Source organism: Amycolatopsis sp. NPDC003676, assembly GCF_053587275.1.
The window spans coordinates 16225-38791 of sequence record NZ_JBSFNS010000001.1 but is presented as its reverse complement, the minus strand read 5'-3'; the positions used below and the strand labels follow the sequence as shown (position 1 = coordinate 38791).

22 protein-coding genes are annotated in these 22567 nt (G+C 69.7%); 11 read left to right on the top strand and 11 right to left on the bottom strand.

Annotation, left to right across the window (positions count from 1 at the left end; genetic code table 11):
- Positions 1 to 2 precede the first annotated feature (2 nt).
- Both ACWDNU_RS00185 and ACWDNU_RS00180 read right to left on the bottom strand, forming a co-directional pair.
- Complete coding sequence (locus ACWDNU_RS00185) at positions 3 to 872, bottom strand: glycosyltransferase family 2 protein (RefSeq protein WP_370937288.1); 870 nt, start codon at positions 870 to 872, stop codon at positions 3 to 5.
- A 536-nt stretch (positions 873 to 1408) separates the two neighbouring features.
- Positions 1409 to 2173: a crotonase/enoyl-CoA hydratase family protein gene (locus ACWDNU_RS00180; protein ID WP_449667046.1), complete on the bottom strand. Its 765-nt coding sequence runs from the start codon at positions 2171 to 2173 to the stop codon at positions 1409 to 1411.
- A gap of 93 nt (positions 2174 to 2266) precedes the next feature.
- Between ACWDNU_RS00180 and ACWDNU_RS00175 the strand changes: the two genes are divergently transcribed.
- Both ACWDNU_RS00175 and ACWDNU_RS00170 read left to right on the top strand, forming a co-directional pair.
- Positions 2267 to 2821, top strand: coding sequence for an HD domain-containing protein (locus ACWDNU_RS00175; RefSeq protein WP_370937286.1), 555 nt, complete (start codon positions 2267 to 2269; stop codon positions 2819 to 2821).
- Positions 2822 to 2906: 85 nt separating this feature from the next.
- Complete coding sequence (locus ACWDNU_RS00170) at positions 2907 to 3341, top strand: L,D-transpeptidase (RefSeq protein WP_370937285.1); 435 nt, start codon at positions 2907 to 2909, stop codon at positions 3339 to 3341.
- Here the strand turns inward: ACWDNU_RS00170 and ACWDNU_RS00165 are convergent, their stop codons facing one another.
- Both ACWDNU_RS00165 and ACWDNU_RS00160 read right to left on the bottom strand, forming a co-directional pair.
- Entirely contained in the window at positions 3342 to 4499 is a 1158-nt protein-coding gene (locus ACWDNU_RS00165) for an NAD(P)/FAD-dependent oxidoreductase (protein WP_449667045.1), read from the bottom strand.
- The gene (locus tag ACWDNU_RS00160; protein ID WP_344273947.1) at positions 4496 to 4813 is read right to left on the bottom strand and encodes a bifunctional 3-phenylpropionate/cinnamic acid dioxygenase ferredoxin subunit; all 318 of its coding nucleotides are present in this window, start codon (positions 4811 to 4813) and stop codon (positions 4496 to 4498) included. The genes ACWDNU_RS00165 and ACWDNU_RS00160 overlap by 4 nt, the downstream gene beginning before the upstream one ends.
- Positions 4814 to 5092: 279 nt before the next feature.
- Here ACWDNU_RS00160 and ACWDNU_RS00155 point away from each other — a divergent pair, with 279 nt between their 5' ends.
- Positions 5093 to 6214: an aromatic ring-hydroxylating oxygenase subunit alpha gene (locus tag ACWDNU_RS00155; RefSeq protein WP_449667044.1), complete on the top strand. Its 1122-nt coding sequence runs from the start codon at positions 5093 to 5095 to the stop codon at positions 6212 to 6214.
- Here the strand turns inward: ACWDNU_RS00155 and ACWDNU_RS00150 are convergent.
- A complete protein-coding gene (locus ACWDNU_RS00150) occupies positions 6211 to 6873 on the bottom strand; it encodes a GntR family transcriptional regulator (RefSeq protein ID WP_449667043.1) in 663 nt (220 codons plus the stop codon). The two genes, ACWDNU_RS00155 and ACWDNU_RS00150, sit on opposite strands and share 4 nt — an antisense overlap.
- 71 nt (positions 6874 to 6944) lie before the next feature.
- On the opposite strand from ACWDNU_RS00150, the gene ACWDNU_RS00145 reads away from it, so the two are divergent.
- The 8 genes from ACWDNU_RS00145 to ACWDNU_RS00110 all read left to right on the top strand — a co-directional run bounded on the left by ACWDNU_RS00145 (position 6945) and on the right by ACWDNU_RS00110 (position 16447).
- The gene (locus ACWDNU_RS00145) at positions 6945 to 8189 is read left to right on the top strand and encodes a sarcosine oxidase subunit beta family protein (protein WP_449667042.1); all 1245 of its coding nucleotides are present in this window, start codon (positions 6945 to 6947) and stop codon (positions 8187 to 8189) included.
- 8 nt (positions 8190 to 8197) lie between these two features.
- Positions 8198 to 8476, top strand: coding sequence for a sarcosine oxidase subunit delta (locus ACWDNU_RS00140; RefSeq protein WP_037814329.1), 279 nt, complete (start codon positions 8198 to 8200; stop codon positions 8474 to 8476).
- Positions 8473 to 11250: a 2Fe-2S iron-sulfur cluster-binding protein gene (locus ACWDNU_RS00135; protein WP_449667041.1), complete on the top strand. Its 2778-nt coding sequence runs from the start codon at positions 8473 to 8475 to the stop codon at positions 11248 to 11250. Before ACWDNU_RS00140 ends, ACWDNU_RS00135 begins: the two co-directional genes overlap by 4 nt.
- Complete coding sequence (locus ACWDNU_RS00130; RefSeq protein WP_449667040.1) at positions 11240 to 11791, top strand: sarcosine oxidase subunit gamma; 552 nt, start codon at positions 11240 to 11242, stop codon at positions 11789 to 11791. Before ACWDNU_RS00135 ends, ACWDNU_RS00130 begins: the two co-directional genes overlap by 11 nt.
- Complete coding sequence (gene purU, locus ACWDNU_RS00125; protein ID WP_370937277.1) at positions 11788 to 12633, top strand: formyltetrahydrofolate deformylase; 846 nt, start codon at positions 11788 to 11790, stop codon at positions 12631 to 12633. Before ACWDNU_RS00130 ends, purU begins: the two co-directional genes overlap by 4 nt.
- 19 nt (positions 12634 to 12652) lie before the next feature.
- Positions 12653 to 15076 (top strand): GcvT family protein, encoded by a 2424-nt coding sequence (locus tag ACWDNU_RS00120; RefSeq protein ID WP_449667039.1) that lies wholly within the window; start codon positions 12653 to 12655, stop codon positions 15074 to 15076.
- 18 nt (positions 15077 to 15094) lie between these two features.
- The gene (locus ACWDNU_RS00115) at positions 15095 to 15565 is read left to right on the top strand and encodes a hypothetical protein (protein WP_449667038.1); all 471 of its coding nucleotides are present in this window, start codon (positions 15095 to 15097) and stop codon (positions 15563 to 15565) included.
- Positions 15566 to 15658: 93 nt separating this feature from the next.
- A complete protein-coding gene (locus ACWDNU_RS00110; protein ID WP_449667037.1) occupies positions 15659 to 16447 on the top strand; it encodes an aldo/keto reductase in 789 nt (262 codons plus the stop codon).
- Between the two features lie 354 nt (positions 16448 to 16801).
- Here ACWDNU_RS00110 and ACWDNU_RS00105 read toward each other — a convergent pair whose 3' ends face one another.
- The 6 genes from ACWDNU_RS00105 to ACWDNU_RS00080 form a co-directional block, all read right to left on the bottom strand.
- Positions 16802 to 17488 carry a hypothetical protein gene (locus ACWDNU_RS00105; protein WP_370937273.1) on the bottom strand — a complete coding sequence of 229 codons (687 nt, stop codon included), beginning with the start codon at positions 17486 to 17488 and terminating at the stop codon, positions 16802 to 16804.
- Positions 17489 to 17595: 107 nt separating this feature from the next.
- A complete protein-coding gene (locus ACWDNU_RS00100; protein ID WP_449667036.1) occupies positions 17596 to 18501 on the bottom strand; it encodes a 3-methyladenine DNA glycosylase in 906 nt (301 codons plus the stop codon).
- Positions 18498 to 19541, bottom strand: a complete 1044-nt coding sequence (locus ACWDNU_RS00095) for a hemolysin family protein (RefSeq protein WP_449667035.1) — start codon at positions 19539 to 19541, stop codon at positions 18498 to 18500. Before ACWDNU_RS00095 ends, ACWDNU_RS00100 begins: the two co-directional genes overlap by 4 nt.
- On the bottom strand, positions 19538 to 20860 hold the full coding sequence (locus ACWDNU_RS00090; RefSeq protein ID WP_449667207.1) for a hemolysin family protein: 1323 nt from the start codon (positions 20858 to 20860) through the stop codon (positions 19538 to 19540). The genes ACWDNU_RS00095 and ACWDNU_RS00090 overlap by 4 nt, the downstream gene beginning before the upstream one ends.
- Before the next feature lie 352 nt (positions 20861 to 21212).
- The gene (locus ACWDNU_RS00085; protein ID WP_449667034.1) at positions 21213 to 21779 is read right to left on the bottom strand and encodes a TIGR03086 family metal-binding protein; all 567 of its coding nucleotides are present in this window, start codon (positions 21777 to 21779) and stop codon (positions 21213 to 21215) included.
- Positions 21780 to 21819: 40 nt separating this feature from the next.
- Entirely contained in the window at positions 21820 to 22407 is a 588-nt protein-coding gene (locus ACWDNU_RS00080) for a TetR/AcrR family transcriptional regulator (RefSeq protein ID WP_354741543.1), read from the bottom strand.
- Between the last annotated feature and the right edge of the window lie 160 nt (positions 22408 to 22567).

Below are 22567 nucleotides of genomic sequence, written 5' to 3'. Positions count from 1 at the left end.
GCTCAGTCCGCCATCGCCAGGACGCACTCGGCTTCGCCGGTGCAGAGCACGGTCGCCGGCCCGCGGACGGTGCGCGCGCGGTGGGCGGCCAGCTGCGAAAGGTTGCGCAGTCCGTCGCGCACGGCGTGCAGTTTCACTTCGCCGCCGCGGATCCGGTACTCGATCGGCGTTTCGCCGCAGCGGAAACCGCGGACGTACGCGTCGTTCTTGATCTCCTGCGAGAACGGCATCCCGCCGGACCGGATGTCGAGGTGCTGCCACACGTGCCGCCGGAACACCCACATGCCGGACTGCGAGTCCCGGAACGGCGAACGGAAGAAGAACCGGCTGATCAGCGTCAGCACCCGGTTGCCGATCAGGTGCGAGGGTTTCATCGCCTCGCGGTTCTCGTGGCCGAGCCGGTTGGTGGAGAGGAAATCGAGCCGCCGGTCCGCCATCGTGCACAGCAGCCCGGGCAGGTGGTCGAACGGATAGGTGCAGTCCGCGTCGCCGGTCGCGATCACGTCGCCGGTCGCGGCGGCGAACCCGGCGTGGTAGGCGTGCCCGTACCCGCGCTGCGGCTGCAGGATCACCCGCGCGCCGAGGGCGGCGGCCACCTCCCCGGTCCCGTCGGTCGAGGCGTTGTCGACCACGATCACCTCGATCTCGTAGCCGAGGGAAGCGAGCCCGGATCGCGGGATCGTGGCCAGCACCCGGGGCATGTTGACCCGCTCGTTCAGCGCGGGGATGACGATGGACAGCTTCCGCGGCCGGGGTCTTTCGCCGCAGGCGCCGCGGCTGGCGACCCGGAGGCCGCAACAGGGGCCGGCGGCCGCGCGGGGAGCGGTGTCGTCCGACGGCGAGGAGCTGGAACGCTCGGTGTTCGACGTCATGGAAGAACCTCGGTTCTCGTCTTGTGCTCGGCGGGGGAAGAGAACGGAAGAGCACGGGGGCGCGGCGGGATCCGGAGGCGGGAAGCACCGATTGCCCGGCCTCGTCAGGCCGGGCGGTCGGCGTCCGCCGGCGGGGGCCTGCCGGCGACGGGTCGGGGGGCGGGGTTGCTGTTGTAGAGGCGGGCGGTGCGAACGGCCACGCGGGCCGTGCGAGCGCGCTTCGGCGCCCGGCCTCGTATCTGTATCGATGCCGAGGGCCTGGGCGCTACGTGCGTTTAGCGAATTTTTCGTTCGCTCGATCGGACCAGCGGCGAATGCGGCCGCGACAATAAACGGTCGTCGCAGGTAATGGTGACCGGCGCGGAAAAAACCGAAAGGGATTCGCGTGTGGTTTCACTCGTTCGGCCTAGTCCGGAAAAAGCGGGTGACTGAGCCGAAAAGGCGGCCTTGAGCCGTATGCCCGCTATGTCCGCATGCCGTCCGCGTCTGCTTGGACGCGAGTATATGCCTTGCCGTGCAACGGTAATCGGACGCGACTAGTTCTCGAACGACCCGTGCCTGCCCGCGCCCTCGGCGAATCGCGTTGCTCCCGCGATGGTGTCCGCGTTCAGTGACTGAATCCCGTGCCGGAATTCGTTTGCCAATGCGGATTCCTCGGTCAGGGACTCGCTTTCCAGCAATGCCGCCCGGTCCTCTCGCAGGCACGTCTGCGGAAACGCCGCGAGTTCCCGTGCTAATGCGATCGCGGCGGGCAATGCCTGCCCGGAAGGCACGACGCGATTCGCCAATCCGATCCGGTGCGCCTCTTCCGCGCCGACCGGACGTCCGGTCAGCACCAGGTCCATCGCGTGGCTCCGCCCGATCAGCCGCGGCAGCCGGACAGTGCCTCCGTCGATGAGCGGAACGCCCCAGCGGCGGCAGAAGACGCCGAATACCGCGGTCTCCTCCACGATCCGGAGGTCTGCCCAGATCGCGAGCTCCAGTCCGCCAGCCACCGCGTGCCCGGACACCGCCGCGAGCACCGGCTTGCGCAGCCGCAGGCGCGTCGGACCCATCGGACCGTCGCCGTCCGGCTCGGTGCGGTTGCCGCGGCCTTCGCTCACCGCCTTGAGGTCCGCGCCCGCGCAGAACGTCCCGCCGACGCCGTAGAGCACCGCGACCGAGGCGTCTGAGGCGTCGAATTCCCGGAAGGCGTCGGCCAGTGCTTCAGCGGTGGCGCGGTCGACGGCGTTGCGCCGCTCCGGCCGGTTGATGCCGATGGTGGTGACCGGACCGTCGTGCTCGACCAGCACAGTGCTCACGCGGGGCCTCCTGCCGAAGTAGCGGGTGTCCGGGCAGCATGCCACGGCCCGTAGGCTCCGGCTGGCAGATCGGCACGGGAAGGGAACTGCGGAATGGACGCCGAAAGCCTGGCCGCGTTCGGGTTCGAGCTGGGAGTGCTCAAGCGGGTCCGCCGGGCGGGCTGGTGGCAGGCGGGGGTCCGCGATCCCGAGTCGGTGGCCGAGCACAGCCTCCGGGCGGCACAGCTGGCCGCGCTGCTCGCCGCCGAGGAAGGAGCGGTTCCCGAGCGCGCGGCGTACCTCGCGCTGTGGCACGACACCCAGGAGACCCGCACCGGCGACCTGCCGCACACGGCCGTGCCGTACCTGACGAAGCCGGAACCCCGGGCCATCACGGCGGATCAGACCGCCGGATTGCCGCATGCGGCGGCGGAAACCGTGCAGGCGGCAGTAGACGAGTACGAAACGCGCGAGTCGCCCGAAGCGCGCTGTGCGAAGGACGCCGACAAACTCGAAATGCTTTTCCAGGCTCTCGAATACCGCGCGACCGGAGTCTCCACAGTGGACGAATGGATCGCGTCCGCGCAGGCCGGGCTCTTCACCGAGACCGCCCGGCGGGTCGCCGAGGCCGCGCTGGCGACGTCGCCGCTCGCTTGGCGGTCTCGTTAGGGATCACCCACATGGGCGCACTTTTGGTTTAGATCTGTCCTCTCTGGGAAAGATCCAGAAGACGACCATCTCGGGGAGGCACAGGATGAACCGGAAACTCACGGCAATGCTGGCCAGTATCGCCGCGATGGCGGCAACACTCGGATTCGCGGCGACCGCGGAAGCGGCGGGACCGCCGTGCGGCGCGCAGGCGAAGGCGTGCCTGAAGCTGTCGGCGAACACGGCCTGGCTGATGAACAACGGCAAGGTCACCCGCGGCGGCGTGCGCGTCACCGTCGGCAAGCCCGCTTACCCGACGCCGGTCGGCACGTTCCGCGTGCAGTACAAGGATCTTCACCATTACAGCAAGGAATTCCACGGCCCGATGCCGTACTCGGTCTTCTTCACCAACACCGGGGTGGCGTTCCATCAGGGCAGCCTGAAGGTCCAGTCGCACGGCTGCGTGCACCTGTCGCACGCGGACGCGGTGGCGTTCTTCAACACGCTGCAGCCGGGCGACGTGGTGCAGGTCGTGCGGTAATCACCCGACGGGCATCGGCCGCCGCAGCGCTTGCCGGCGCAGGCGGCCGAACCCCTTCGGGTTGTTGAGCCCGAACACGGCCACGGTCTGGCCGTCGCGGTGGTAGGTGGCGAGGAAGGACTCGTCGTCCGGACCGCCGTCGGCGAAGCGCACCTCGTCGCCGGGGGAGGGGTGCCCGGCGAGCTGAAGCGTCCCCGCGTACTGATCGGACCAGACGTAACCGCTCGGCTGGTACTCCCGGACCACCTGTCCGGCCAGCAGGTTGGCGACCGCGACTGAGGCCTGCTCGGTGGCGTTCGTCCAGTGCTCGTGCCGAGTCCCCGCCGGTCCGTACGCCGCGACATCGCCCGCCGCGACCACGTTCGGCAGAGACGTGACCAGGCCGGTGTTGGTACGGACGCCGTTGCCGATCTCCAGCCCGGAGCCGTCGAGCCACTCGACCGCCGGGACCATCCCGATTCCGGCGACGACCACGTCCGCGGGCAGAGTCTCCCCGGTTTCCAGCTGCACTCCGGTGACCCGGCCGGAGAGCGTGGAAAGCCCGGCGACTGACGCGCCGCAGCGGAGCGTGACGCCGTTCCGCCCGTGCAGGCGCGCGCAGATCGAGCCGAGTTCCGGGCCCAGCACGCGCGCCATGGGCGTCGGCAATGCCTCCAGGACCGTGACATCGAGGCCCAAGCCGGAGCACGTCGAAGCCACCTCGGCCCCGATGAATCCGCCGCCGACGATCACCACCCTCGCACCGGGGACCAGCTCTTCGCGGAGGGCAAGTGCGTCGTCGAGGGTGCGCAGAACATGAACTCCGGCAACGGATTCCGTCCCGGCCAAGGCACGAGCCCGGCCGCCGGTCGCGAGGATGACGCCGTCGGCGGCGAGTTCGCCATCCGAGAGGACGAGGCGGCCGGTGGCCGGGTCGAGCCGTTCCGCGCGCGTGCCGAGCCGGACGTCTAGCGAAGTGAGATCGTCGGCATCGAGCAGGTCGAGCGACTCACGCGACGCGGTTCCGGCCAGGAAGGCTTTCGACAGCGGCGGCCGGTCGTAGGGGAGATGCGGCTCTTCGCCGATGAGCACCACGCGACCGTCGAACCCCTGTGCGCGCAGCTCCTGCGCGGCGCGGGCACCGGCGAGCGAAGCGCCGACGATCGCGACCGTTTTCACGCAGCGTCCTCGGCGGCGTCGGCGAGCACGTAGATGACGCCCTCGTCGACCTGCACCTGGTACGTGCGCACCGGCTGCTTCGCGGGCAGGCAGGACGGCAGGCCGGTGCGCAGGTCGAAGAGCGCCGCGTGCAGCGGGCACTCCACGAAGCAGCCTTCGAGCCAGCCGTCGGCCAGCGACGCGTCCTGGTGAGTGCAGGTGTCCCCGATCGCGTACAGCTCGCCGTCGGCGTTGAAGACGGCGATGGGCTCGGGCCCCGCGATCCGGACGGACTCGCCCGGGGGCAGTTCGTCCACTGAGCACGCGCGCAGCATTGATTCCTCCGAAGCTGGGGATTGTTGCGTATTGAGGAACACCCGACGTGATACGCAACAGAGTCTGGGCGCGCCGGAGGGGTGCCGTCAAGAGGTTCCGGGGTGGAGTTTTTCGGAGCGAAGTTCCGGATGAAAGCCCTGGTCGAGGGCGGTTCCCGCGAACGGGTGCGGTGCTGCGGCGGTGCTTGACAGCGCCCCGGCTGAGCCGCATCTTGTTCCGGAGGGAGCAACAAGATGCGTAATACGCAACATCGATCGTGTGCGAGAGGAGCCCTGCCGGTGACCGCTATCGACCTCCCGCAGAGCCTGCTGCCGACTCTGCCCGGGCCGCACTACACCGACCCGGCGATCTTCGCCCGGGAGCAGGAGCGGATCTTCGAAGCGGGCTGGTTCTGCGCGGTGCGCAGCGCCGACCTGCCGTCGCCCGGCTCGTTCGAGACCGTGCAGGTCGGCCGCGAAAGCGTGCTGATCGCCCGCGGTCGCGACGGGGCTCTGCGCGCGTTCCTGAACGTGTGCCGCCATCGCGGCGCGCGGCTGTGCACCGACGAAAAGGGTTCGGTGAAGCGCGCTTTCCAGTGCATGTACCACGCCTGGACGTACGGCCTCGACGGAAAGCTCGTCGCCGCACCGAATCTGACCGGGATGCCGGACGTCGACCGCGTCGAGTACGGCCTGACGAAGGTGCATCTGCGCGAATGGCTCGGCTACGCCTGGGTTTGCCTCGCCGAAGAAGCACCGTCCTTTGCGGACACTGTGCAGGCGGACGTGAGCGAACGGCTCGGCGGGCCCGGCGAAATCGAGGCGTACGGCATCGAGAATCTGTCCCTGGGCCGCCGCATCGAGTACGACGTGCGCGCGAACTGGAAGCAGATCATCGAGAACTTCATGGAGTGCTACCACTGCGCGACCATCCATCCGGAGCTGACCGAGGTGCTCCCGGAGTTCGCGGACGGCTACGCCGCACAGTATTTCGTGGGCCACGGCGCGGAATTCGGCTCAGACGTAACTGGGTTCACTGTGGACGGTGGCGACGGTTTGCAGCGGCTGCCGGGCGTCGGCGAGCACCAGGACCGGCGGTACTACGCGATCACGATCCGGCCGCAGGTGTTCGTGAACCTGGTGCCGGACCACGTGATCGTGCACCGGATGTTCCCGCTGGCCCCGGACCGCACCCTGGTCCGCTGCGACTGGCTGTACCTGCCGGAGGTGGTCGACTCGGGCGCGGACCTCGACCGGTCGGTGGAGCTGTTCCACCGGGTGAACCAGCAGGATTTCGAGGCGTGCGAACGGTGTCAGCAGGCGATGGGATCCCGCGCTTACGCCCGCGGCGGCGTGCTGGTGCCGAGCGAACACCACATCGGCGAGTTCCACGAATGGGTGCGGGCGAAGGTTGGCGACTAGATCAGCGCGCGGATCGCCTTCTCGAAGCCGGTCACATGGTCGAGCGTCAGCTCGGACGCCTTGTCGGCGTCCCCCTCCACGATCGCCGTCAGCAGCGGCGAATGCTCGTCCACGTGCCCGGCCATCCCGCGCAGCCGGGGAAGGAAGACGCACCAGATCCGGGTCGCGAGGTTGTCGTAATGAATGAGCGTGTCCTCGAAGAACGGATTGTGCACGCAGGCGTAGATCGCGCGGTGGAGCTCGAGGTCGATGCGCAGGAGGTCGGTGTTTTCCTTCGGCGTGGCCGAATCCAGTTGATCGCGCAGCTCCGCCAGCCGCGACCGGTCCGCGTCGGTCGCGCGCGTGGCGGCGGACGCGGCGGCGGTGGGTTCGAGGGTGCGCCGGACCTCGGAGATGTGCGCGAGGTCGGAGATGTTGACGTCGGTGGCGAACGTGCCGCGGCGCGGGTATGCCACCACCAGGCGTTCGGTCTCGAGCCGTTTCAGCGCTTCGCGGATCGGCGTGCGGCCCATGTCGAGCGCGGTGCCCGCCCATTCCTCGTTGATCGGGTCGCCCGGCTTGATGTCGAGCATGACCAGGCGGTCGCGCAGGAACTCGTAGGCGCGTTCGGCCAGCGACGGGGCGGCGGCCGGAATGACGTGGTTGACCGGGGTGTTCACCCGGCCTACTCTACCGCGAAGATTGATATATCAGTAGTCGACCAGTTGTCCGATACGGGAGGCCAGCGGGAATGACCACGACGGACCAGCCGCGTCCCCCGGGCGCGGACCTGCCGGACCACCCGGATTTCCTGTGGCGGGACCCGGAGCCGCGGCGCGCGTACGACGTCGTCGTGGTGGGCGGCGGCGGGCACGGCCTCGCGACCGCGTACTACCTCGCCAAGGTGCACGGCATCACGAACGTCGCGGTGCTCGAGAAGGGCTGGCTCGCCGGCGGGAACATGGCCCGCAACACGACGATCATCCGGTCCAACTACCTGTGGGACGAAAGCTCCGGCATCTACGAGCACTCGCTGAAGCTGTGGGAGGGCCTCGAAGAAGACCTCGGCTACCCGATCCTGTTCAGCCAGCGCGGCGTGCTCAACCTCGCGCACAGCCTGCAGGACGTCCGCGACAGCGTGCGCCGCGTGAATGCCAACCGGCTCAACGGGATCGACGCGGAATGGGTCGACGCGGACGGGGTCAAGGAACTCTGCCCGATCGTGAACACCTCGCCGGACGTGCGCTACCCGGTGCTCGGCGCGACCTACCAGCCGCGCGCCGGAATCGCCAAACACGACTACGTGGCTTGGGGTTTCGCCCGCGCGGCAGCCGAAATGGGCGTCGACCTCATCCAGAACTGCGCGGTGACCGGCCTGGAAACGCGCGACGGCAAGGTGGTCGCGGTCGAAACCAGCCGGGGCCGGATCGCCGCCGGAAAGGTCGCGCTGTGCGCCGCCGGGCACAGTTCGGTGCTGGCCAAGATGGCCGGGATCGACCTGCCGCTGGTGTCGCATCCGCTGCAGGCGCTCGTGTCGGAACTGCTCGAACCGGTGCACCCGACGGTGGTGATGTCGAACGCCGTGCACGTCTACGTTTCCCAGGCGCACAAGGGAGAACTCGTGATGGGCGCGGGCATCGACTCCTACGCCGGCTACGGCCAGCGCGGCGCGTTCCACATCATCGAGGACCAGATGGCCGCCGCCCTGGAACTGTTCCCGGTGTTCGCGCGGGCGCACCTGCTGCGGACCTGGGCGGGCATCGTCGACGTGACCCCGGACGCCTCGCCGATCGTCGGGCTGACCCCGGTGGAGAACCTGTACCTCAACTGCGGCTGGGGGACCGGCGGATTCAAGGCCACGCCGGGCGTCGGCGACTGCTTCGCGCACACCGTCGCGAAGGGCAAACCGCATCCGTACGCCGAACCCTTCACCCTCGACCGGTTCACCACCGGCGCGCTCGTCGACGAGCACGGCGCCGCCGCCGTCGCGCATTAGGAGCCACTGTGCAGCTGATTCCCTGCCCCTGGTGCGGTCCCCGCGAGGAGACCGAATTCCACTACGGCGGCCAAGCCCACGTCGCGTACCCGCAAGAACCGGCCGCACTGTCCGACGAAGAATGGGCGAAGTACGTCTTCTTCCGCGCCAACCCGAGCGGTCCGCTCGCCGAGCGCTGGACGCACAGTGCCGGCTGCCGCCGCTGGTTCAACGCCGTCCGCGACACCCGCACCCACGAACTCGCGGCGGTCTACCGCCTCGACGAACCCCGGCCGGTGATCCCATGACCTTCCGCCTCCCCAGCGGCGGCCACGTCGACCGCGACACCTTGCTCCACTTCACCTTCGACGGGCGCGTCCTCAGCGGACACCCGGGCGACACGCTCGCGTCCGCGCTGCTCGCCAACGGCGTGCATCAGGTGGCGAGGAGCGTCAAGCTCGGCCGCCCGCGCGGCATCATGGCGGCGGGCGTCGAAGAGCCGAACGCGGTGGTACAGCTGGAAAAGCCGTTCCCCGAGCCGATGCAGACCGCCACCACCGTCGAGCTGTTCGACGGCCTGGTCGCGCGCAGCCTGTCCGGGCAAGGCCGATTGGCGACCGAACCGGACCCGGCGCGGTACGACGCGAAGCACCTGCACTGCGACGTGCTGGTGGTCGGCGCGGGACCGGCCGGTCTGGTCGCCGCCCGCACGGCGGCGCGGGCCGGAGCGCGGGTCGTGCTGGTGGACGACCAGCCCGAACCCGGCGGTTCGCTGCTCGGCTCGAACGAATACCTGGACCTCAAGCCCGCCGTTGAATGGGCCCGCGCGGTCGCCGACGAACTCCGCGCGGCCCCGGACGTGCACGTGCTCGACCGGACCACCGCGTTCGGCGCCTACGACGACGGTTTCGTCCTGGCCGTGCAACACCGGACGTCCGGCGCGGCCCGGCAGCGCGTGTGGCGGATCCGCGCGCGGCAGACCGTCCTCGCGACCGGCGCGCACGAACGCCCGATCGTGTTCCCGGACAACGACCGCCCCGGCATCCTCCTCGCGAACTCCGCGCGGATTTACCTGCACCGGTACGGCGTCCTGCCCGGCCGCCGCGCCGTCGTGTTCACCATGGACGACTCCGCCTACGCGACCGCGATCGACCTCGCCGACGCCGGTGTGGAAGTCCCGCTGGTGGTCGACGTCCGCCCGGCTGCCCCGGAAAGCTGGGCCGCAGCTTGTGCGGAACGGGGTATCGAAGTCCGCGTTGATGCCGCGGTCACCGCGACCGAGGGAACCGAGCGCGTCACCGGCGTCCGCGTGGGCGGGGAACTGGTCCCGTGCGACACCCTTCTCGTTTCGGGAGGCTGGACACCGGCGGTCCACCTGTTCAGCCAGCAGTGCGGCGCCCTGCGCTACGAACCCGCGCTCGGCGCATATCTTCCGGACGGGGAGCTCCCGACCGCGCGCGTGGCAGGCAGCGCGAACGGCACGTTCGACTTCGCCGGTTGCGTCCGAGAAGGCCGGGCCGCCGCCGCGAAGGCCTTAGCCGAAGCACCGGAGGAAATCCCGCTCCCGGTCTCCGACGCGCCGCCGCGCGAACTGGCACCGGCCGTCCGATGGCAGATCCCCGGCGCGGAGTCCGATGTGGACACCCGGTTCGTGGACCTGCAGCGCGACGCCACCGTCTCCGACGTGCTCCGCGCGACGGGCGCAGGCCTCACCTCGCTGGAGCACGTGAAGCGCTACACGACCATCGGCACCGCGCACGACCAGGGCAAAACCTCCGGCATGCTCGCCGCCGGGATCACCGCCGAAGCCCTTGGCGTCGACCTCGCCGACCGCCGCCCGACCACCTACCGTCCGCCGTACACGCCCGTCGCCTTCGCCGCGTTGGCTGGACGGAACCGCGGCGAACTGCACGACCCGGTCCGCGTCACCGCATTGCACTCCTGGCACGTCGAACACGGCGCGGAATTCGAGAACGTCGGCCAGTGGAAGCGTCCGTGGTACTACCCGCAGCCAGGGGAGGACCTTCACGCGGCGGTGCGGCGGGAATGCATTGCCGCCCGCACCGACGTGGCGATGATGGACGGCTCCACGCTCGGCAAGATCGACGTCCAAGGCCCGGACGCCGCCGAATTCCTCGACATGCTCTACACGAACCTGATGAGCACGCTGAAGGTCGGCCGGATCCGCTACGGCGTGATGTGCGGCGTCGACGGCATGGTCATCGACGACGGCACCGTCATCCGGGTAGCCGAGGACCGCTTCCTCGTCACCACGACCACTGGCAACGCCGCGATGGTGCTGGACTGGATGGAGGAGTGGCTGCAAACCGAGTGGCCGCACCTGCGCGTGTTCGCCACCTCGGTCACCGAACACTGGGCCACCGTCGCGCTCGTCGGCCCGCGTTCGCGCGAGATCCTCGCCGGGCTCGCGCCGGAGCTGGACGTCAGCAACGACGCGTTCGGCTTCATGGCCTGGCGCGACGCCGAAGTGGCCGGAATCGCCGCGCGGGTGTGCCGGATCAGCTTCTCCGGCGAGCTGGCGTACGAGATCAACGTGCCGTCCTGGTACGGCCTGGCGCTCTGGGAAGCGTTGGCGGAAAAGGGAATCACGCCGTACGGCACCGAAACCATGCACGTCCTGCGCGCGGAGAAGGGCTACCCGATCATCGGCCAGGACACCGACGGCACGGTCACCCCGCAGGATCTCGGCATGAGCTGGGCGGTGTCCAAGAAGAAGGCCGACTTTCTCGGGAAACGGTCCTTCTCCCGGGCGGAAAACCTGCGCCCGGACCGGAAGCAGTTCGTCGGCCTGCTGCCGGTTGATCCCACGGTGCTGTTGCCGGAGGGCGCGCAGGTCATCGAAACGGCGCACGTCCCGCGCCCGCCGGTGCGCATGCTCGGCCACGTCACCTCCAGTTACCCGAGCGCTGCGCTGAACCGGACCTTCGCGCTCGCGGTCGTCCGCTCCGGCCGGGAGCGGATCGGGGAGACGCTGTATGTCCCGGTCGGCGACGAGGTCGTGCCGGTGACAGTGACCGAAACCGTGCTCTACGACAAGGAGGGGACCCGCCGTGACGGCTAAGACCCTGTCTCCGCTCGCGGAGCACGCAGGCCTGCTCGCCAGCAGCGCCCCGGCCGTGCTCGCCGAAGAACGCCCGTTCGTCTCGCAGCTCAACGTCCGCATCCGCGAAGGCCACGACGCCGCGGCAGCCGTGCTCGGCACCGCCCTGCCGGGCGCCTGCAAGTTCACCAACGGCATCGGCGACGTCCTGTGGCTCGGCCCCGACGAGTACCTCGTGCTCGGCGCTCCCGGAGGCACCGAAGCAGCGCTGCGAGAAGCAATCACTGTCGGCGCGGTCACCGATGTGTCCGCGCAGCGCACCACGGTGCAGCTCGGCGGACCGGCGGCCCGCGACGTCTTGGCGCACGGCTGCGCGATCGATCTCCACCCGAAGGCCGCCCCGCCGGGCACCTGCGTCCAGACGTTGCTCGCCCGCACCGGAATCGTCCTGCTGGTGCGGCAGGCGGACGAGTTCACCGTGCTCGTGCGCCAGTCGTTCGCCCCCTATTTCGCCGCCTGGCTCGCCGACGCGGCGCTGGAATACCGAGAGGAGGAGTCTTGACCCAGTTCACCTTGACCCTGCACTGCCCCGAGCGCTCCGGGATCGTGCACGCCGTGACGACGTTCCTCGTGAGCAACGGCTGCGACATCGTCGAGCACCAGCAGTTCGACGACGACGTGCACGGGGAACTGTTCCTGCGCACCGAGTTCACCTGCGCCGGACCGGCCACTGTGGACGATCTCACCCGCGAGTTCGACCTGGTCGCCCGGGATTACGCCATGCGGTACCGGTTCTCCGACCGCACCCCGGACCGGCTGCTGGTGATGGTGTCGAAGGCCGGGCACTGCCTCAACGACCTCCTCTTCCGGTGGCGCGCGGGCGCGCTCGGCGCGGAAATCGCGCTCGTGGCGTCCAATCACGAGGACCTGCGCCCGATGGCCGAGGCCGCCGGACTGCCGTTCGTGCACATCCCGGTGACCCCGGCGACCAAACCGGAGGCCGAACAGCGGCTGCTGGACTTGGTGCGGGAACACGACATCGACCTCGTCGTGCTGGCCCGCTACATGCAGGTCCTCTCGGACGAGCTGTGCCAGAAACTGCAGGGCCGCGCGATCAACATCCACCACTCGTTCCTGCCCGGTTTCAAAGGCGCGAAACCGTACGCGCAGGCCTACGACCGGGGCGTCAAGTACGTCGGCGCGACCGCGCACTATGTGACGCCCGAACTCGACGAAGGCCCGATCATCGAACAAGAAGTGCAGCGAGTGGACCACTCGCACTCGCCGCGCGCACTCGCGACCGTCGGCCGCGACGCCGAAGCTCTCGCTCTTTCCCGCGCGGTGCGCTGGCACTGCGAGCGGCGCGTCCTCCTCAACGGCACCCGGACCGTCGTCTTCCGCTGACCTATCCCAGGGAGTTCTCATGACCCGTGTCGTGATCATCGGCGCCGGAATCGTGGGCGCGAACCTCGCCGACGAGCTGACCCTGCGCGGCTGGACCGACGTCACCGTGCTCGACCAGGGCCCGCTGCCGCTGACCGGCGGTTCGACCTCGCACGCGCCGGGCCTGGTGTTCCAGACCAACCCGTCGAAGGCGATGACCGAATTCGCCGGCTACACCGTCGCCAAACTGCTCGACCTCGGTTGTTTCGAGCAGGTCGGCGGCATGGAGGTGGCGAGTACCGCGGCGCGCTGGGAGGACCTGAAACGCAAGCACGGCTGGGCGACGTCGTGGGGCGTCGAAGCACGGCTGATCGACCCGGACGAGTGCGTGCGCCGCTGGCCGATGCTCGACCAAAGCCAGATCTACGGCGCGCTGTACGTCCCGACCGACGGGCTCGCCGTCGCCTCGCGGGCAGTGGACGAGCTGATCAAACGGGCTTCCTCGCGTGGCGCGCGGTTCATCGGCTCGACCCGGGTCACCGGCATTCAGCAGGCGCACGGCCACGTCACCGGCGTCGAGACTGCCGACGACGTGGTCCCGGCCGACATCGTGGTGTCCTGCGCCGGATTCTGGGGCCGGGAGATCGGCGAAATGGTCGGCATGACCGTGCCACTGCTGCCGCTGGCGCATCAGTACGCCAAGACGGGCCAGCTCGCCGAACTGGCCGGAGCCGACCCGGTGCACCCGGCGCTGCCGATCCTGCGCCACCAGGACCAGGACCTCTACTTCCGCCAGCACGGCGACCGGCTCGGCATCGGCTCGTACGCGCACCGCCCGATGCCGGTGGACAAATTCGCCGAACCCGGCGAGGTAACCGCGTCCGCGATGCCGTCGATGCTGCCGTTCACCGAGGACGATTTCGCGCCGTCGTGGGAGGAGAGCAAGCTCCTGCTGCCCGCGCTCGGCCAGACCAAGGCGGAAGAGGGCTTCAACGGCATCTTCTCCTTCACCCCCGACGGCGGCTCGCTGGTCGGCGAATCCTCTGACGTGCGCGGATTCTGGATCGCCGAGGCCATCTGGGTCACGCATTCCGCGGGCATCGCGAAGGCCGTCGCGGAGTCTATTGTGGACGGTCGCTCCGAGACCGACCTGCATGAGTTGGACGTGCACCGGTTCGAGGACGTCCAACTCGCCCCGGAGTACATCCGCGAAACCGCGCAGCAGAACTTCGTGGAGATCTACGACGTCCTGCACCCGCTGCAGCCCCGGCTCTCGCCGCGCGACCTGCGGGTCAGCCCGTTCCATGCGCGGCAGCGAGAGCTGGGCGCGGTGTTCCTGGAGGCGGGCGGCTGGGAACGACCGCATTGGTTCGAGGCCAACGCGTCGCTGCTGAAAGACCTGCCGCACGACTTCCTGCCGCCCGCACGCGACGCCTGGGCCGGGCAATTCCACTCGCCGATCGTGGCGGCCGAGGCCTGGCACACCCGAAACCGCGTCGCGATGTACGACATGACCCCGCTCAAGCGCGTCGAGGTCAGCGGACCGGGTTCCCTGGAATTCCTGCAAGGGCTCACGACGAACCAGCTGGCGAAGTCGGTCGGCTCGGTGACGTACACGCTGATGCTCGACGACGCCGGGGGAGTCCGCAGCGACATCACCGTGGCGCGGCTCGAACCGGAGCTGTTCCAGGTCGGCATCAACGGCAACATCGACGTCGCGTACCTGCGCAGCCGCGCGCCGGAAGGCGTCCGGGTGGAGGACACCACCGGCGGCACCTGCTGCATCGGCGTGTGGGGCCCGCTCGCCCGCGACCTGGTGCAACCGCTGTCGGCGGAAGACCTTTCGCACACCGGGCTCAAGTACTTCCGCGGCCGCCGGGCCCGCGTCGCCGGGGTGCCGGTGACGATCCTGCGACTGTCCTATGTGGGCGAACTCGGCTGGGAGATCTACACGTCCGCGGACAACGGCCAGCGCCTGTGGGACGCGCTGTGGCGCGCCGGGCAGCCACTGGGCGTGATCGCGGCCGGGCGCGGCGCGTTCAACAGCCTCCGGCTGGAGAAGGGCTACCGGCTGTGGGGCACGGACATGACCACCGAGCACGACCCGTACGAGGCCGGGGTCGGGTTCGCGGTGCGCCCGGCGAAGGGCGAGTTCGCGGGCCGGGCAGCCATCGACGGCCGCAGTGAAGAAACCTCAGCGCGACGGCTGCGCTGCCTCACGGTCGACGACGGCCGGACTGTCGTGCTGGGCAAGGAACCGGTGTTCGTGGACGGAACCCCAGCGGGATACGTCACGAGCGCGGCCTACGGCTACACCATCGGTCGCCCCATCGCGTACGCCTGGCTGCCGGGCTCGGTGGCGATCGGCGACGCAGTGGAGATCGAGTACTTCGGCCGGCGAGTCCCCGCGACAGTGGCCGCGGAACCGCTGGTCGACCCCGGGATGGAGCGCATCCGGCGCTGAGTGGGAAGGAGACCCGCCATGCGGGACCAGATCGTGAGCGACTTCCTGAAAACCCTCGCCCGGCCCGCGATCCCGGCTCCGGCCGGAGCGACGGTCGCAGCCCTTGCCCTCGCGCAGGCAGCGGCCCTGCTGAGCCGGGCCGCCGGTGGCGACGCCGAGGCCGACCACCTCACCCGGCACGCGTTGCGGCTGGCGGAGATCGACGCCCACGCCGTCACCCACGACGTGCCCGACCGAGCCCAGCCCGCCGCGGACGTCGTCGCGACGGCAGGGGAGGTGGTCCGAGTGGCGGAACGCTTACTGTCCACTGTGGACCCAGCGGCGCTGGTCGACGTCTCCGCCGCCGCGGAAATGGCAGGCTCGTCCGCGCGGACGGCGTCCGTCGCGGTCGAGTCGCGAAATGGTTTCGCAGGCGGTGCGGACGCGGTCGCCGAACGGGCCGCTCGGGTGACGGAGGCGGTGCGCTCGGGCGCGCACAGCGGGGTGTGAAAGCGGCGGCGGCCGGGGAATGGCAAGATCTGCGGTGTTCTTCAGGAGACCCGTTCCCCGGAACACCGCAGACACCGCAGTGAGGATCGCCGCATGGCTGTGCCGCCCCTGCTCACGCTGAACAACTCCGTCACCGTCCCGCAGCTCGGACTCGGCATGTACCAGGTCCGGCCCGACCAGGTCGCGAAGGTCGTCGCGACCGCGTTCGAAGCCGGGTACCGCAGCATCGACACCGCCGCGATGTACGGCAACGAGGCCGAAGTCGGCACCGCCGTTCGGGAGTCCGGTCTGCCGCGCGAGGACATCTTCGTAACGACCAAGGTCTGGAACACCGACCACGGCTACGACAACACCCTGCGCGCGTTCGACCGCAGCGCCGAAGCGCTCGGGGTCGGCCCGGTCGACCTGTACCTGATCCATTGGCCGAAACCGGAACTGGACCGCTACGTCGAAACCTGGCGCGCCCTCGAACTGCTGCTCAACGAGGGCCGCGTCCGGGCGATCGGCGTGTCGAACTTCGGCATCGACCACCTGCAGCGGCTCCTCGACGAGACCGACGTCGTGCCGGTGGTCAACCAGGTCGAACTGCACCCGTGGCAGCAGCAAACCCCGCTGCGCGCGTTCCACGCCGAGCACGGCATCGCGACCGAAGCGTGGAGCCCGCTGGCCCGCGGCAGGCACCTGAACGACCGGGTGATCACGTCGCTGGCCGCGAAGTACGGAAAGACGCCCGCCCAGCTCGTGCTGCGCTGGCATCTGCAGCTGGGGATCATCGCGATCCCGAAATCCGCGACGCCCTCGAGGATCCGCGAGAACGCGGCGGTGTTCGACTTCGAACTGGCCGAGGACGACCTGCTGGCGCTGGCCGAACTCGACTCCTGAGCGGAGGCACCAGCGCCGCCGCACACCCGCACCCAGCCCAGCGCGGGCACGGCAGGGCGTTGTGAGCGCCTACGCCGGTTCTAACCGGCGCCAGCACTCACGACCCCAGCAGCACCGCACCCCCGCACCCAACCCAGCCCAGCGCAGGAGGGCCGGGCTCGTGGGTGTTCATGCCGGTGAGAACCGGCATGAACACTCACGAGGCAGTCGGAGGCTCCGCGTCCCCACCGCACCGAAGCCGATCCCGCCCGTGCCCCGAAGGCTGCCTGGCCAGGGCGCGGTCAGGCAGCGTGCCCCGAAAACACAACACCGCCCCATCCCAACGCGGACCGAGGCGGTGTCGAGCACGAAAGATCAGGAAGCGCGAATCCCCGCCGCAGCGAAGTCGGCCAGCTGGGCCGGTTCCTTGAGGAACGCCCGGAAGCTCTGCGTGCCGCGCTGCTGGACCTCGTCGATCGACGTGCCGGACAGGCCGACGAACGGGTAGTCGGCGGGCGGGCCGGAGCCGATCGGCATCGCGGGGGAGCCGATGACGTCCGGCTTCGCCTTCGACAGCTGGGTCACCCAGTACGAGGACTCCGGGATCCAGCCGTCCGGGAGGCCGCCGATGGAGTCGAGCGAGGACTTGCCGGTGAGCGCGTTGAGCACGTCGGACGCGGGCTTGCTCTGCACGGCCACGTGCACACAGCTGCCGTGCACCTGCGTCAGGTCCTGGTTCCAGCGCGCCGCGGCGGCCTCGACCGGCTTGGTGATCTGCGGGGTCACCACGATCCGGATGTCGGTGCGGCCGCCGTTGCAGCTGGCGGCCTGCGCCTCGGCGCGGTTGTTGAGCACGCTGTCGGCCCAGTTCCACCCGACGACGCCGAGCGTCGCCAGCACCACGAGCCCGAGGGCCACAAGCGGCCACTTCGCGATCCGCCTGCGGGGAGCCTTTTTGGCGACGATCCGGTGCGATCCGGTCGTCTCGCTGCGGCCGGCGGGCCGCTTGGGCGGATCGAGGGGGTGCGGCACCGGCTCCTCGGGCAGGTTGTGACGCCCCATCGTTGTCCTTTCGTGATGTGCACAACACGCTCTGTCATGCAACCAAACCGTTATCACTCTATCAGGCCAGCGACCTGCGGTGAATATTGTTACGCAGAGTTGTCGGCTCAGTCTTCGGGCGACTCCGGCGGCTTCGCCGGGTCGGCGAGCAGCCCGCGGCAGAGGCCGATGAGGCGGGCCCGCAGCGGCGCGGCCCGCTCGGCGAATCCGGCCTGGGCGCGGGCGTAGGAGGCCCGCCCTTCGGGGGTCTCGATCGGCACCGGCCGGTAGCCGTAGTCCGCTAGATCGTACGGGCTGGCCCGCATGTCCAGTTCACGGACGTCCGCGGCGAGCGCGAAACAGTCGCCGACCAGTTCGGCGGGCACGAACGGATCGAGCTTGTAAGCCCATTTGAAAAGATCCATATTGGCGTGCAAGCAGCCCGGCTGTTCCAGTTCGACCTGCGATTCCCGTGTCGGCGCGAGCGTGTTGCGCGGCCGCGCCGGGTCGGTGAAGAACCGGAACGCGTCGTAGTGCCCGCACCGGATGTCCATCGACTCCACGACCTCGTCGGTCCCCGCCGAACCGAGCCGCAGCGGGACCTGCGCGTGCCGCACCGAGTCCGCGGGCTCGCGGTAGACCATGGCCCATTCGTGGAGCCCGAAACAGCTCAGCCGCGGCGACCGGGACGCCGTGGCCGACAACAGCTTCAGCACGAACTCGGCGGTGCGCGCCCGGCGGCCGGTGAAGGCCGCCGGGTCGAGCATCACCCCGGCCTCGGTCTCGACGTAAGCCGGACGGTCGAGGAACCGCCGCGCGGACGCGCCCGCGAGCGCCACGCCCGGACCCGGCTGCCAGCGTTCGAGATGCCCCGGCCGGTGCGAGTAATAGGTGAACAGGAAATCCAGTACGGGATGTTTCTCGTCCCGCGCCCGACGTTCCTGGTGTGGCCCGGTCCACGCGCGCATCCGCTCGCCGTGCGCTCGCTCCCGGGCCTGCCAGTCCTCCTCGGCGAGCACGACCTGCACGGTCATGCCGCCACGTGGGTGCCGTCGCGAACGGTCCCCACGTATTCCTCGACGAGGTCTTCCAACGCCACCACGCCGACCGCCGCGCCGGAAGCGTCGAGCGCCCGCGCGAGGTGGCTGCCTTCCTTGCGCATGGCCGAAAGCGCGACGTCCAGCCGCGCGTCCGACCGCAATTCGGTGAGCGGCCGCGTTTTGTCGTCCGGCACGACCGTGTTGGGGTCCTGGCCGACGAGATCCAGAACGTCCTTCACGTGGATGTAGCCGGTGAGCGAACCGTCCTCTGTGCACACCGGGAATCGCGAGAACCCGGTGGTGGACACCGCTCGCTCGACATCGCCGAGCGTCGGCCCGCAGGGGAGCGTCGTGAGTTCCGAGGTCGGCACCAGCACGTCCGCGACGGTCTTGGCGACCGACGACAGCGTCTGCGAAAGCCGCTGGTGCTCGGACTGCTCGAGCAGCCCTTCCTGGCGCGATTCGCTGAGCAGTTCGGCCAGTTCGTCGGAGCTGTACGCGGTCTCCAGCTCGTCCTTCGGCTCCACCTTCATCAGGCGCAGCAAGGAATTCGCGACGAAGTTGAGGAACGCGATGATCGGGTTCGCCACCTTCACCCACGCCACGTGCACCGGCACCAGCCACAGCGCCAGCCGCTCCGGTTCGGCGATCGCGAGGTTCTTCGGCACCATCTCGCCGATCAGCACGTGCAGCATCGTGATGAACGCCAGCGCGATCGCGAACGAGATCGGGTGCAGCAGCTGGTCGGGCAGGCCGAGCAGGTCGAAGAACCCGGACAGCCGGTGCGCGACCGCGGGCTCGCCGAGCCGGCCGAGCAGCAGCGAGCAGATGGTGATCCCGAGCTGAGCCCCGGCCAGCATCTGCGAAACGTGCTTGCTCGCGTTGATGACGATCTGCGCGCGCGTCTTTCCCTGCTCCAGCAACGCTTCCAGCCGGTCGCGGCGCGAGGAGATCAGGGTGAATTCCGCGCCCACGAAGAACGCGTTGGCCAGCAGCAGGACCACGACCAGTGCGATGTTCAGCCAGTCGCTCACGCGGTCACCTCGCGTTCGGCCGGGCGGACCTGGACCTCGGCGACGCGGTGCCGGTCCATGCTGGTGACCGCGAGCCGCCAGCCGTCGACCTCGACGGCGTCGCCCTCGGCCGGGATGGCCCCGAGCCGCTCCAGGATCAGGCCGGCGATGGTTTCGTAGTCGCCCTCGGGCATCCGGAAGCCGGTGACGTCGCGGACCTCGTCCGCGCGCAGCTGCCCGGACACGAGCCAGCGGTCCGCGCCGAGCTGCTGCGCGGCCGGGGCCTCGCGGTCGTCGTGCTCGTCGCGGACGTCGCCGATGATCTCCTCGACCACGTCCTCCAGCGTGACCAGCCCGGCGGTGCCGCCGTACTCGTCGACCACGATCGCGAGCTGGTAGCGCGAATCGCGCAGCCGGTTGAGCAGATCGTCGCCGGGCAGCGATTCCGGCACCGTCGGCACCGGGCGCATCGCCGAGCGGATCCGCGTGGTCGCGCGGTCGGCGGCGGGCACGGCGAAGGCCTGCTTGACGTGCACGGCGCCCTGGACGTCGTCGAGATCCTCGGTGTAGACCGGGAACCGCGAGAACCCGGTGCGCCGCGAGATGTCGATGAGGTCGTCGATCGTGTCGTCCACGGTGAGCGATTCGACCTGCACGCGCGGGGTCATCAGTTCGTCCGCGGTGCGGTCGCCGAAGCGCAGCGAGCGGTCCAGCAGCTCCGCGGTGGACGTGTCGAGCTTCCCGCTTTCCGCGCTGGAGCGGACGATCGAGCCGAGCTCCTGCGGCGACCGCGCGGAACGGAGCTCCTCCTGCGGTTCGATGCCGAACTTGCGGACGAGGAAGTTCGCGCTGTTGTTCATCAGCGTGATGAGCCAGCGGAACAGCGCGGAGAACCGGGCGTGGTAGCCGGAAACCGCGCGCGCGGTCGGCAGCGGCCGGGCGATCGCGAGGTTCTTCGGCACCATCTCGCCGAGGATCATCGACAGGAACGTGGCCAGCACCAGCGCGACCGCCACCGCGACCCCGGACGCCGCCGATTCGGGCAGGCCCATGGCGTCGAGCAGCGGCCGGACCAGGTCGCCGATGAGCGGCTCGGCCAGGAAACCGGTGACCAGAGTGGTGAGCGTGATCGCGACCTGCGCGCCGGACAGCTGGAAGCTCAGCGTGCGGTGCGCTTTCTGCACGGTGCGCGAACGCTTGTCACCGACTTGGCGGACGTCCGCGTCGACGGTGCTGCGCTCGAGCGCGGTCAGCGAGAACTCGGCGGCCACGGCGAGGCCGGTGCCGATCGTGAGAAGAAGGAATGCCAGCACGCCGAGCACGGAAAGCAGGACGTGGATCACAGCGCACCGTCCGGGACGCTGGAACGGACGGCGGGCGGGAAGCCGGGTCGGGCGGGACCCGGCCCGGTACTGTCACCGGGCGATGGCGCAGCGCGCACGGGTGGAAGTCACTCCTCGGCAAAACTGGTTTGTAGTGCGACGATGCCGACAATCGTACCGGGTCCGGACAGCGGAGCCGCGACAGGACGCGAACCTGGCGCCGGATTTTCTCTCACATCACCGCAAGGGCCGCCCGCTCAGCCCGCGATGTTCCGGCCCGGACGCGGCCGCCCGGACCACCCCAATGCCACATTGGGTGCGTCTGACGCACCCAACGCCACATTGGGGCGTTCTGTCCACTGTGGCGGGTTCAGCGCGGACGGCGGCCGAGCAGAGCGACGAGCCGGTCGGGAGCCGCGGCGGTGCGGCCCGCCGCGACCGGCGGGTCGAACAGCCCGAGCCCCTGCCAGTCGTCGATCATCGGGCGCAGCACGTCGAGCAGCCGTCCGGCCAGCAGGCCGGGCACCGGATTCGGCCGGCCGAGCGCGGTGGCGAGGTCCCAGCCGTGGACGGCGAGGTCGAGCGTCATCTGCCAGCCGTACTCCTCGGCGGGCACCAGCCCGAACGAGACGTGCACGGTGCGGCGCAGCGCGCCGGGGGAGAGCCACGCTTCACGGGCGGCGGCGGAAGCCTTTTCCCAGACCGAGAGCGGGTCGTCGCCGAGGACGTCGCCGTCGTAGCGGGTGCCGACCTCGTCGAGCGTCGCCCCGGCGAGCAGATGCGGTACCCAGAGTTGTTCGACCGTCAGATGGTTCACCAGATCGCGTACTGACCAGTCGGTGCACGGCGTGGCGCGCGCCCAGTCGCCGGAGCCGACGGAGTGCACGGCTGCGTCGAACACGTCCAGTGCGCTGCCGTGGGCGGCGAGGAGATCCACGGGGCACATTGAACACGAACCTGCCCGATCGCGTCGGAAGCTAGGTCCGCGCGCCCGGCCGGTGCCGCCGCACGGTCTCCTCGACCAGGTCGAGCACCGGGCCGAGATCGTCGCCCGGAAGACCCATCGCGAGGTGCGACACGAGCCCCTCCAGCACGAGCTCCAGGAACGCGGTCAGCACGCTGACGTCGACGTCGTCGCGCAGGTTGCCGGCCTTGCGCTGCCATTCGAGCCGGTCGCGGGTCGCTTCGGTCAGCTGCTGCGAGCGTTCCGCCCACCGGCCGCGGAACTCCGGGTCGGTGCGCAGCCGCCGGGACACTTCCAGCCGGGTGCCGAGCCAGTCCGCCGGGTGCTCGCTGTTGCCGGCCAGCAGGTCGCGCATGACCTGGACCAGACCCTGTTCGGCGACGACGTCGGCCATCCGCACCGCGTCGTCCTCGGCGAGGGCGAGGAAGAGCGACTCCTTGTCGCGGAAGTGGTGGAAGATCGCCCCGCGCGACAAACCGGTGGCTTCTTCGAGGCGGCGAACCGTGGCACCCTCGTAGCCGTAGCGTGCGAAACACACGCGCGAGCCGTCGAGGATCTGGCGCCGGCGTGCGTCGAGGTGATCCTGGCTGACCCGTGGCATCCTGAAATCCTGACATCGAGGACCGGGTTCTCGCAATCCGTACGTACGTACTGTGACGAGACGGCGGAACGCATGCGCGCCGTCACACTGCCGGGTTCCCGGCTGACACGACCGGGCCGGTTGACTACGCTGTGCACATCACGACTGGCGTGTCACGACG